Raw genomic sequence first — 12,623 nt, 5'->3', positions numbered from 1 at the left:
ACGAATCGGGTTCGCCGCGACATCAAGCGTGGCAGTATAGACGGGGTGCAGAATCGATCCAGCCGGAAGGTCGCCCAGCGAGCTCAGCCCTTCTTTTTCTTCGTCAATTCCAAGATCACGCCTCGGCTGACATCGGCTGTCTCAGACGAGCCATCCTCTTCCGCCTCGGTGACCTCAGGAGCCACGTTCCCTAACGGATAGGTGGCCACAACGCGAAGATCCAGACCTTTGAGCACGCCGTGATGACGGGCCTCTCCCCGTTCATCGACCCACTTGGGGCCTTTGATCAGCAACAGCCGGTCAAACTGACTCCAATGAGGCTCCACCCAGCGGCAGAACTTTAGCAGGCTGCCAACCGCTCGGCTGACGATCGTGGTGAAGCGAAAATCTTCCAATAAATCTTCGCCGCGAGCCGCGTAGACCGGCACGGGCAGATTCAATTCGGTCACCAATTCGTCGAGCACCTTGGCACGCTTGCCAACCGATTCGGCCAGCGCGACTTCGATGTCGGGCCGCAACATCGCCAAAGGGATGCCGGGCACGCCGTTGCCGCTGCCCATGTCCAGGACTTCTTCGCCGGGCTGGATCAACTGAGCCAATTGCAAGCAATCACGTAAGTCGCGGGTGACGAATAGATCCCACGTCGTATGCCGGGTCAGGTTGATCTGCTCGTTGTACCGCCACAGCGACTGCGCGTATTGCTGCAGCGACATGCCCAGAGGCTCGTCGAGCTCGAGTCCGAATTGTTCCAAGGCCGTTTTGAATTCTGCGTCAATCATGCCCGCAGGTCATACCAGGGGCGACCGAACCTGGGTAGCGGAACAGTGCCCCAGAAAGACCGAAAGACCACAAAAACGACCGCCAGACGGACTTCGAGAGCCAAAATGCCCGGACGAACGCCCGTCGCGGGCGTCCCGCGGCGGTTTGGTTCCCCTGCGAGAACGCTCCCCAACACACCCGATCACTCCGGCAAACTGAAATTCACTGGCGGAGTGGAGCCCTTGGCGTCGGTCGTGGCCGCTGCTGAATCCGCCTTCGGAGATTCCGCAGTCTGCCCCGCACTGGATTCCTGGAAGCTCACCGCCGAATTGCTGCCAGGAACAATTGGCTGGGTCGCAGCGGGCTGCATCGCACCAGGAATGGCGTAGCTGGGCGGTGCGGCGTAGCTAGGAGGTGTTTGGTTGGCGAGGTGAGCAGGTGCCGAAGCCACGGTGGCCACCGGTCCCGATGCCGCACCAATTGGCTTGCCAGCCGTTCCCGCCGAAGCGATGTTGGCAGCCGGTGACGTTCCCAATCCAGGGTTCAACTGAGCCAACATCTCACGCGAGCGATCGATGGCACGCTTGGTGGCCGGATCGCCTGCTGCGGAAGCTTCGTGAGTGACAGCCTGTTGCAGGTGAATCTGAGCGTCCGCGTTCTGGCCCTTTTTGTAGTGCAAAAACGCCATGTTGAAGTGAGCCACGGCGGGTTTGTTGTTGGCCGCCAAGACCCTGTAGGCCTCTTCGCTTTGCCCCGATTCGAAATGCACGCTGGCCAAGTTGTTGGCGTAGCGAGATGTGCCCGGTGCCAATTCCAAGGCGCGAGCCAAGGTTTGCACCGCCATCTCGTGCTGATTCAACTTCCCGAGCGTCAACCCAAGGTCGTTGTACAACGCCGCATCGTTCGGGCTTTGTGCGATTGCTTTTTGAAAGAACTCGGCGGCTTTGGAATGATTGCCTTCCCGAAAATGCAGGCGTGCCACGCTGGTCAACGCGGACGGATGATTTGGCGATCCTTCCAGTGCCTTGGAATAGCTCTCCATGGCCTTGGTCAGGTTACCGGTCGACTCCCAAAGTTGCCCGTTGGCAACCAACACATCCGGTTCCAATTGACCAGGCTCGTTCTCCAACGAGAGCGGATCGCTGTCGTAGTCGTTTTCTTTCGAATCACGCCCAAACCAACTGGCAACCGTTCCGGTGGTTTTTCCCCACGCGTTCTTAGTCGCAGTCCCGACGCCACCAGCCGCTTTGCCGACCGAATCCCCGGCCGACGCGATGAAACTGGGGCCTTTGTTGGGTTCGCTGACAGTCGCCGCTCCTTTGCCCGCAAACGGGTTCATGGATGCCAGCGACATCGAACGAGAGGCACATCCAGAGGAAGTCAACGTGAGGCAACCACCCACCACCAACGTAAAAATCCATTCACGTTTGGCTGGATGAGTCTTGCGAGTTGCGTTTGGCTGACGTGTGGCGTCCATGTTTCACACTTCGTTGAGGAGCATTTGTGGCCGGTCATTGCAACCGGCGCCGCCCGTCTCTCAAATGTGTGAAACGGGCTTTTCGTTGGAAAATCAGATCACAACGGATCATTCCATTGGCTTTGATCGACCATTCGCTTGATCGACTTTAACGCCCACAACGATTTTTCTGAAAATACTTTTTCAAACACGTGTGAGCTTGGTGACGCTTTCGGAGACACCCAGTTCCCGCACAAACCAATCGCCCTGCCAATTCGTTTCGTCAGCCCGAATTGGGATGCCGCTGTCGCATTCTTATCGGTCAGGATCCGCCCGGATTCGATCCCAATTGGACGACAACGCCGCGATCTTTCATCCGCAGTGAAACCTGTGAAACAGACCGCAAAGAGGGCCAGCGATTGGGGTGCACGCGTCCACGGACGATGGACTTTCAAAGTCCGTCAATCACAACCCGACGCATGACGGGCTGTTGATTCAATCAGCCGGAACGCGATCGCGTCCGGTTCGTCTCCGGTAACCGCGGGCTAGCGATGGACTGCGAAATGCTTGGTGTTGACGCTCTGATAGCGGATGCAACTTTTCTTCCGGCTTCTGTCCTTCTCCATCCCGGTAGGGCTGTCGGATGGTAGCCGGGAGTCGCTACGTGGGACGTTCGAAAAATAAATGGTGGCTGGCGTCTGGGTTTCGCCCCGGATGGGGCCGTCGTGCTTAGCTCGGGGCGGAAGCCCCGAGAGACCGATGCCGGAAAACAAACGGTCGCCCCGGATGGGGCCGTCGTGGGAGTTGGGGGGTCCCTCGCTCACGCTTCGGGTTGTGATGGGTGGTCTTGGTTGACTCTGACGGGCCAGGGTGCCTTCATGACAGAGCATCTCAAGAAGACTTCTTGATGATGCCTTTTTTCTTCGTCGCGGCTTTGGCAGTCTTCTTTTTAGCGGCCTTCTTCTTGGCTGTTTTCTTTTTCGCAGCCTTCTTCGCTGTCTTCTTCTTCGCGGCTTTCTTCTTTTTCTTTTTCTTGGTCGGGCCCTTGGCAGCGCGTTCTGCCAACAGATCCAAGACTCCTTCGAACGTCATCTCTTGCGGGTCCGTCCCGCGTGGGATCGACGCATTGGTTTCGCCATCGGTCGCGTAGGGACCAAAGCGACCTTCCAGAATCTTGATCTCGTTTTCCGTGACCGGACTTGGCTTCTCGAATTTTTTGATTGGTTCCTTGGGTGCCGCACGCCCACGAGTCTTGGGCTGCTTGAGCAACTCAATCGCTTCCTCAAACGTCACATCCAAGGGTGACTTCTCAGCCGGCAAGGAACGCGTCTCTTTGCCACATTTCACGTACGGTCCATAGCGTCCATCGTGAGCCTGGATCGGCTCCTTCATTTCGGGATGCTCCCCCAGTTCACGCGGCAACGAAAGCAATTTGCAAGCCATCGCCAAATCGACGTCTTCGACGGCGATCGTTTTCAGAATCGATGCGTTCTTCTTTTCTTCATCGTCCTTCTCGCCCATTTGGACATAGGGCCCAAAGCGACCGGCCTTGATGTAAATCGGCTTGCCAGTCTCCGGGTGCGTGCCCAAAGGCTCATCTTCCCGAGCGGCGTCCTCGAACAACTCCATCGCTCGAGCAAGTGTCATCTCATCGGGCGCCATGCCTTCCAAGATCGGAGCTTTGCGTTCGCCTTGCTCCAAAAAGGGTCCGTACTTCCCAACTCGCACGAAGACCTCTTCACGGTTCTCGCCCTCGGTTGGAATCCCCAGCGAAAACTTTGCCGTCACGCGAGGATCGATCTCTTCGATCTTGCTTTCCAATCGTGGCTTCAATCCGATCGCGGCTTTCTGGCCAACGGCCGGTTCGTTGTCATCGCCAAAGTAGAAACGTTTCAAATACTCGAGCGACTCCGCTTCCTGCCGACTGATCGTGTCCAGAAAATCTTCCATCTGAGCCGTGAAGTCGTAGTCAACGAGCGGCTCGAAGTGGGTTTCCATCAAACGAATGACACTGAACGCCGTCCAACTGGGGACCAACGCGTTGCCCTTTTTGTACACGTAATCGCGACGCTGAATCGTGTCGATGATCGACGCGTAGGTACTGGGTCGACCAATTCCCTTTTCTTCCAGCGTGCGAGTCAACGACGCTTCGCTGAAACGCGAAGGTGGCTGAGTCGTGTGACTTTTGGGGTCCAACGTCGCGACAGACAAACCATCGTTTTCATTGACCGCGGGCAACAAACGCTCCTTGTCAGCCAACTCGGCCTCGGGATCATCACTGCCTTCGACATAGGCTCGCAAGAAACCTTCGAACAGAATGCTCGTGCCGCTGGCGGTGAACGTGGTTCCACCACCTTCGATCGTGACACCGATGCGTTGCTTTTTCGCGTCGGCCATTTGACAAGCAACGGTTCGTTTCCAAATCAGTTCGAACAATCGGAACTGATCCCGATCGAGTTCGTTCTGCACGGCGGCAGGAACACGGAACGGCGTCCCGGCGGGTCGAATGGCTTCGTGAGCCTCTTGCGCGTTTTTGACCTTGCCTTTGTAGACTCGCACCGTTTCGTGCAAGAATTTCTCGCCATACTCACTGCGAACCAAATCACGCGCCGCGTTGATGGCTTCCTTCGACAGCGTGGTCGAGTCAGTACGCATGTAGGTGATGTAACCATTCTCGTACAACCGCTGGGCCGCTTGCATGCAGCGGCGTGCGGTGAAGCCCAGTTTCCGGTTGGCTTCTTGTTGCAGCGTGCTGGTCGTGAACGGTGCTTTGGGTCGTTCGGCGAACGGTTTGACTTCGACCTTGGCGACTCGAAAACTTTCCTGCTGGAGTTTCTGCTTCAATTCGTTGGCCTGCTGCTCATCCATTTGCAACATTTGCGGATTGATCAGCTTCCCATTGGTCGAATCAAAGTCTTTCCCGCTGGGGATTTTCCGGCCATCAACGGTCGCCAGCATCGCGGGCAGCGAGTCACCGTTTTCGGTTGTGAAAATGGCTTCCAAATCCCAGTAGGTCGCATCGTTGAACGCGATCCGTTCCCGCTCACGCTGGACGATCAACCGGACCGCGACGCTCTGAACGCGTCCGGCCGACAAACCACGGCCGACTTTTTTCCACAGCAACTGCGACACGTCGTAACCGTACAAACGGTCTAGGATCCGGCGTGTTTCTTGGGCTCGGACCAAACCATCGTCAATCTCACGAGGGTCTTCCAGCGCGTGCTGAATCGCCTCTTTCGTGATTTCGTGAAAGACCAGACGGTGAACAGGCACCGTGGGCTTGAGCAATTCGAAGAGGTGCCAGCTGATCGCCTCTCCCTCGCGGTCTTCATCCGTCGCGAGATACAGGCTGTCTGCATCCTTGAGCGCGGCCTTCAATTTGTCGACTTGTTTCTTCTTGTCCGCCGGCACGATGTAGACCGGCTCAAAGTCTTTTTCGACGTTCACCCCCAAATAGGCCCACGGTTCTTTCTTGAACTTTTTGGGGATGTCCTTGGCTCCGCCAGGCAAATCGCGAACGTGCCCGACGCTGGCTTCGACCTGGTAACCGCTTCCCAAAAACTTCGAGATCGTCCGGGCTTTCGCGGGCGATTCGACGATCACCAAACTTTTGCTGGTCGATTTGGCCATGAGCAAGAACGAACCGATTCAAGGTGGAAAGATAGGGGTTTCAGATGTGCGTGACTCGGGTTTGTCGCTCAAACCCGTCGCCTCGTCAACACGTCAAGTGGAGGACCGGGTCCGATCCAAGTGCGTTTTCAAGAACGTTTTCAGCTTGCGACTGCGTGCATGATCCACGTCGGTCAAATGAAATGTCAGGGTCACTCGCTCAGCGTCACTGAGGTCCAACGTGCCAGTGTCGGAACGAGATTGGAGCACGTCCAGCGCCAACAATTGTTCCAAATCAATCGCTGACTGGGGCCCCCTCAATTTCAACCGAACACAGTCGCTGACCTTGGTTTCAAGCTCCGCCCAATGAGGCAACGGAGTTTCTTCCTCGCCCGATTCTAACCGAACGGAGACACGGTCCGGGGCAGGGTACTCCACCGCACCTTCGCCCGCGACATTCGACAACATGTCGAGCAAACCTTCCACCAATTCCAACGGCCACTGGGGCTGTGAATTCTCGGGGAATCCCTTGGGCAACGTGTGCCACCGACGCCCCAACACTCGCCACGGCTGCATCGAATCCGCCGCTTCTTCCGCGTTGGAATCGGACTCCGAAACCATTTCGGCAACCGGAATCTGCGTTTCGGAATCGACGCGCAGGACGGGCTCCGGCTTGGCAACGACCGTCGACGACGGCAAGTTCTCCGCGTTCGTGTCCGCCACGCGACCGTTGACCGTCGGCTGCCAATCCAAGATTTCTCGCGGCTCAGCGGTACGTGTTCCCGAGATCGCATCGGCCAAGAACGGCGCGGTCGAAGACACCCATTCGTCCGCTTCGCAGTTGGCGGGATCCGCTTTCGCAGCCAAGCCTTCCGGCGTTCCCGCAAACACGACTTGTCCGCCGTGGACGCCAGCCCCTGGCCCAATGTCGATCAACCAATCGCAGCACTTGATCACGTCCAAGTTGTGCTCAATCACGATCACCGAATTGCCCAATTCGACCAATCGCTGCATCACGACCAACAACTTCTCAATGTCACCGAAGTGCAAACCAGTCGTCGGTTCGTCCAACAGATAAATCGTGTGCCCCGTCGCAGGACGAGCCAACTCCGCCGCCAATTTCACTCGCTGAGCTTCTCCGCCCGAGAGAGTCGGAGCCGACTGGCCCAGCGTGACGTATTCCAATCCAACATCACAAAGCGTTTGAATGACGCGAGCGATCCGGGGATGCGACGCGAACAACTCGACGGCTTCACCACAGGGCATTTCCAGCACATCGGCAATCGACTGGCCATGCAGTTTGACTTCCAGCACGTCGTCGTTGTATCGCCGGGCGCCGCAATCTTCGCAGGGCACCCAAACATCCGGCAAGAAATGCATTTCAATCTTGCGTTGGCCGCTGCCTTCACAAGATTCGCAGCGACCGCCCGACACATTGAAACTGAACGTCCGCGGTGTGAAACGCCGCTCGCGAGCAGCGGGGATCTCCGCAAACACAGCCCGAATCAGATCAAACACACCGGTGTAGGTCGCCGGATTGCTGCTCGGTGAATTCCCCAGCGGTGACTGGTCGACTTGAATGACTTTGTTGACATAACGCAAACCATCGATGCCATCATGCTGCCCCGGTTTCAACTTCGCCCGGTGCAATCGTCTCGCCAACACAGGGTAGACAATGTCATTGATCAGCGAGCTTTTCCCACTGCCGCTGGGGCCCGTGATCGCAGTCAAAACCCCCAAAGGAATGTCGACGTCCACGTCCTGCAAGTTATTCTCACGCGCTCCCTTGATCGACAGGTATTCGACCATCGGTTTGCCGGATTCGGAAATCACGGGGCGACGAACGGCGGGCAACTCAATCTGTTTTTCGCCCAGCAAGTACGGCGCAGTAACAGACTCGCTGGCAGGCTCGACCGCATCGGGTTTGCCTTGCGCCACCACGCGACCACCGTGCCGACCGGCTCGCGGCCCAAAGTCGCACAGGTAATCGCTTCCGGAAATCACATCGTAATCGTGCTCGACCACCAACAACGTGTTGCCCTGGTCTCGCAATCGATGCAGCGCCGCCAGCAATCGCCGGTTGTCTCGCGGATGCAAACCAATCGTCGGCTCATCCAGCACATACAGAACGCCACACAATCCGCTGCCAAGCTGCGACGCCAAACGAATTCGCTGAGCCTCGCCACCCGAAAGCGTTGGTGCACCACGGTGCAGAGTCAGGTAATCCAGCCCCACGTCTCGCAAGAACCGGACGCGAGATTGAACTTCGCGAATCAGCTCGCCGGCGATCTTCCATTCACGTCGATCGAGGTCCCACGAATCGATCTCTCGTGACAATCGATCCAGCGGCATGTGCACCAAGTCGCCAATCGTGAAGTCCCGGAATCGAACCGCCGCTGAATCATCCCGCAGGCGCGAACCATCGCAGACCGAGCAGTCGATTTCAGCCACAAAGGCTTCCAACCGCATCCGCAATCCCGGCGTCAAACGCGAGGCTTCTTCCAGAGCCGGGTAAAACCCTTTGAACTGGAACCGGAACAAGACATTGCCTTCACCAAAGTGATCACGAACCTCTTCGGCTCGTTCTTTTTCGGCTGAGGCGTTGTCATCGGTCGTGTCGCCATGCCGGACCTCGACCCAACGCGGCCCCAAACCATGAAACAGAATCCGTCGCTGTGACACCGTCAACGAATCAATCGGCTGATGAATCGGTATGCCGGTCGTTCGCGAAAGAGCTCGCAACATCCAACGACTGACCGCGTGATCGACGGACGGCCAAAGCAACGCCGCCCCATCAGCCAACGTCGTCTGAGGCGTTCCCATCAAAGCCGCGGGATTGGTCCCGGTTTGAGTTCCCAAACCTTCGCAACCGGGGCACCAACCGATGCCAGAGTTGAACGAAAAATGGTGCGGGGTCAGTTGCGAGAACGACCGACCGCACGACTCACAAACCAGGTGCTGACTGTGCCGAAGCACATGCCAATCGCGTTCAGGTTGATCCGAGTCAGCGATCGCCACATCCATCACACCAACGCCCAGCGACAACGCTTGCTCCACGCTGTCACTGATTCGAGACTGTTCCTCGGGAGTGATCTTGATTCGGTCAACGACGATCTGAATCAGGTGAACTCGCCGCGGGTCAAGTGCTTTCGCGTCATCCAGTTCAACCGTCTCGCCATCGATGCGAACACGGGAATACCCCATTGCACGATAGCTCTGCCACGTTGCCAGCGATGCTTCGCCGGACTGCACCTCGATCGGCGCGAGCAACAAAGCTCGCGTGCCCTTTGGCAATCCCATCACCTTGTCGATGATTTGATCGGGCGTTTGTGTCCCCACCGGGACCGCACAATCGGGGCAGTGCATCGTGCCGAGTTTGCTGTACAAAATCCGCAGGTAGTCGTACACCTCGGTGACCGTTCCGACGGTACTACGAGGCGAATGGCCGAGGTTCTTTTGCTCGAGCGCCACCGCAGGTGACAGCCCTTCGATGCGTTCCGCTTTGGGCTTCTGCACCTGGCCGATGAATTGCCGCGCGTAACTGGACAACGACTCAACGTAACGCCGCTGGCCTTCGGCGTAGATCGTGTCCATCGCCAGTGAACTTTTGCCGCTGCCACTGGGACCACAGAAGACCGTCATCGCGTCGCGTGGGATCGCCAAATCGACGGATTTCAAGTTGTGTTCACAGGCACCTTCGACCACCACGTGCGTCCGGGACTTGGCCGGCGGCGCAACGATGTCGCGGATCGCTTGGCCGCGTTTCTTGGCTTGGCGGCGTTTGATCCCCAACACCTCGGCCAGCGCCGCACCGGTGTAACTGTCATCCACATGGGCGACCTCCGTCGGCCGACCTTCGCCGACCACCCGACCGCCACCGGCACCACCTTCGACGCCGATGTCGATCACCCAGTCCGCCGTTTTGATCACGTCCAGGTTGTGCTCGACGATCACGATCGTGTTGCCGCGATCGGCCAATCGATTGATCACCCCCAACAACAAATCAATGTCGGCAAAATGCAACCCCGTCGTCGGTTCATCCAGCACATACAGCGTGCGTCCCGTGTCCCTGCGACTCAATTCTCGCGACAGCTTGATTCGCTGGGCTTCGCCGCCGGACAAGGTTGGTGAAGGTTGACCGAGCTTCAAATACTCCAGCCCCACATCGACCAACGTCTGCAACTTCTCGGCGATCTTAGGAATGTTCTGGAACAAATCCAACGCTTCCGAGATGTCCATGTTCAGAACGTCGGCAATCGATTTGCCCTTGAACTGAACCGACAACGTTTCTCGGTTGTACCGATACCCTTGGCATACCGGGCACGTCACCCAGATATCCGCCAAGAAGTCCATCTCCAATTTGGTCGCACCGTTGCCATCGCAAGCGGCACAGCGACCTCCGTCCACGTTGAAACTGAATCGACCGACCGTGTAACCACGAGCCTTCGCTTCAGGCAACTTCGCAAACAGATTGCGGATCTCGTCGAAGACTTTCACATAGGTCGCGGGATTGCTGCGAGGCGTCCGGCCAATCGGCGACTGATCAATCGCGATCGTTTTGTCGAGATGCTCCAGGCCTTCGATGGAATCGTGGTCGCCAACATCCGCCTCGGCACCATTGAGCGCATTGCGAAGAGCGGGTTCAACGATCCCACCAATCAGCGAACTCTTGCCGCTGCCGGAGACCCCGGTCACGCAAGTCACCACGCCCAGCGGAATGGAGACATCGATGTCTTTCAGGTTGTGAAAACGCGCCCCGCGAATCGTCAGTTGCTTGGCAGGATCAACCGGTCGCAGCGTTTCTCTCGGCGTGATCGCGCGAGCCCCCGACAAGAACGCTCCCGTGACGCTTTCCTTGGATCGACGCAGGTCCTCCATCGAACCGGCCGCCACGATGTGACCGCCTTTGACACCGGGACCAGGCCCAAAGTCCACGATCGTGTCCGCCGCGCGCATCGTGTCTTCGTCGTGCTCAACCACGATCAACGTGTTGCCCGCATCTCGCAAACGGGTCAATGTCGTGATCAAACGATCGTTGTCACGCGGGTGCAAACCAATCGATGGCTCGTCCAAGATGTAAAGCACACCCGACAACCCCGAACCGATCTGACCGGCGAGTCGAATCCGCTGGGACTCACCGCCCGACAACGTTGGCGCGGTCCGGCCAAGCGTCAGGTATTCCAACCCCACGCCGAGCAAAAACCCAATCCGCCCGCGAATTTCTTTGAGAGCCTCGCCAGCGATTTGGGCGTTGGTCTTTGAAAGCGGGATGTCACTGAAGAACTCCATCAGTGAATCGATGGAAAGCTCACACAGGTCGGGAAGCGATTGGCTCTTCGAGGCGGCAAATTCCTCGGAGCCTGTCGAGAGACGAACCGCGCAAGCCTGATCGTTCAGTCGCTTGCCATGGCAGTCCGGGCAATCCATCGTGTTCATGTACTTTTCGAACTGACGCAACTGCATTTTATTGCGACTGGTTCGATAGCGATCGAGCAACTCAGGAATGAAACCTTCGAAGTTGCCGACATACTTCTTGGCTTGGCGTCCACCTCGCCAAGTGAACTGCATCGAGTCGTCGGCACCCCACAACCAAATGTGGCGAGCGATCTCTGGCAGTTTGTCCCAGCGAGTTTCCAGCATCGTGCCGGGTTCGAGCTCCAGTTTGGCGTCCATCGCATCGGCAACACCGCGATAGATATGACGTCGGTAGCGTCCCAGGTCGCCCCATTTGCCAAGCAAGGCGATCGCACCTTTGCGAATCGACAGCGACTCGTCGGGGATCAACAACTCGGGCACAAACGTGTACAGCCGGCCGATGCCGTCGCAGGACGTGCACATCCCTTGCGGGCTGTTGAAACTGAACAACTGCGGGGTCGGCGGCCGGAAACTTCGGCCGCAATTGCCGCAGGAATACTTCGATGAAAACAGTTGGTCGTGACGGACCGGAGGCACGTCTTCTCCGTTGGGCGGCCCGACCGAAGTGATCAAGGACGACTCGCCCAGTTTCAGCGCCAACTCAACCGCTTCGACCAATCGTGGGCGGTCAATTTGCCCCGCGACGATGCGGTCAATCACGACTTCCACATCGTGACGCCGGGTTCGATCCAGCGGCGGCGGATCGCTCAGCCGAAACGTTTCGCCGTCGACACGAGCGCGGTTGAACCCTTGTTTACGAAGGTCTTCGAACAGGTCGCGGAACTCACCCTTTTGGCCACGGACCAACGGGGCCATCACCCACAGCGTTCCATCTTCGATCGCGGCTTCGGTTTCAGAGTCCTCGGACGATTGGTCGTCTTGCCAACCATCGGCGGCCAACTGCACCAGTCGATTGACGATGACATCGGTCGTTTGCGCCGCGATTTCGACATCACAGGCAGGGCAGTGCCCGGTGCCAACGCGAGCGTAGAGGACTCGCAGGAAATCGTAGATCTCCGTGATCGTGCCAACCGTGCTGCGAGGGTTGTTGCCCGTCGACTTCTGGCTGATCGAAATCGAGGGGCTCAGCCCGGTCACCAGATCAACGTCGGGTTTGGGCATTTGGCCCATGAATTGCCGGGCCGAATTGCTCAGGCTCTCGACATACCGGCGCTGGCCCTCGGCGTACAGCGTGTCAAACGCGAGCGAGCTTTTTCCACTTCCCGAAACACCCGAGAAACATATCAGCTCACCTCGCGTGAGCGTCAAGTCGACGTCGCGCAAGTTGTGTTCGCGAGCGCCTTTGACGATGATTTCCCGTTGCAACTTGTCCACTCATTGGGTCGGCGTTTGATACATCCATTCAGTCAGACGCATCTTCGAG

Annotated in this window: 3 protein-coding genes and 1 pseudogene; all 4 read right to left on the bottom strand. The window is 57.7% G+C overall.

Features of this window, described 5'->3' with window-relative positions; translation table 11 throughout:
- Positions 1-83: 83 nt before the first annotated feature.
- The 4 genes and pseudogenes from rsmG to uvrA all read right to left on the bottom strand — a co-directional run bounded on the left by rsmG (position 84) and on the right by uvrA (position 12,574).
- Positions 84-779, bottom strand: a complete 696-nt coding sequence (gene rsmG / locus PSR62_RS07680) for a 16S rRNA (guanine(527)-N(7))-methyltransferase RsmG (RefSeq protein WP_274407207.1) — start codon at positions 777-779, stop codon at positions 84-86.
- Positions 780-961: 182 nt separating this feature from the next.
- A complete protein-coding gene (locus tag PSR62_RS07675; RefSeq protein WP_274407206.1) occupies positions 962-2,236 on the bottom strand; it encodes a tetratricopeptide repeat protein in 1,275 nt (424 codons plus the stop codon).
- Positions 2,237-3,259: 1,023 nt separating this feature from the next.
- Positions 3,260-5,845 (bottom strand): annotated as a pseudogene (gene topA, locus PSR62_RS07670) (type I DNA topoisomerase); the annotation flags it as partial.
- 93 nt (positions 5,846-5,938) lie between these two features.
- Positions 5,939-12,574, bottom strand: a complete 6,636-nt coding sequence (gene uvrA / locus PSR62_RS07665; RefSeq protein WP_274407205.1) for an excinuclease ABC subunit UvrA — start codon at positions 12,572-12,574, stop codon at positions 5,939-5,941.
- Positions 12,575-12,623 lie beyond the last annotated feature (49 nt).

The sequence above is a fragment of the Rhodopirellula sp. P2 genome (assembly GCF_028768465.1).
Lineage (GTDB): Bacteria > Planctomycetota > Planctomycetia > Pirellulales > Pirellulaceae > Rhodopirellula.
The sequence above is the reverse complement of the archived record's forward strand: the minus strand, read 5'-3'. Positions and strand labels throughout refer to the sequence as shown.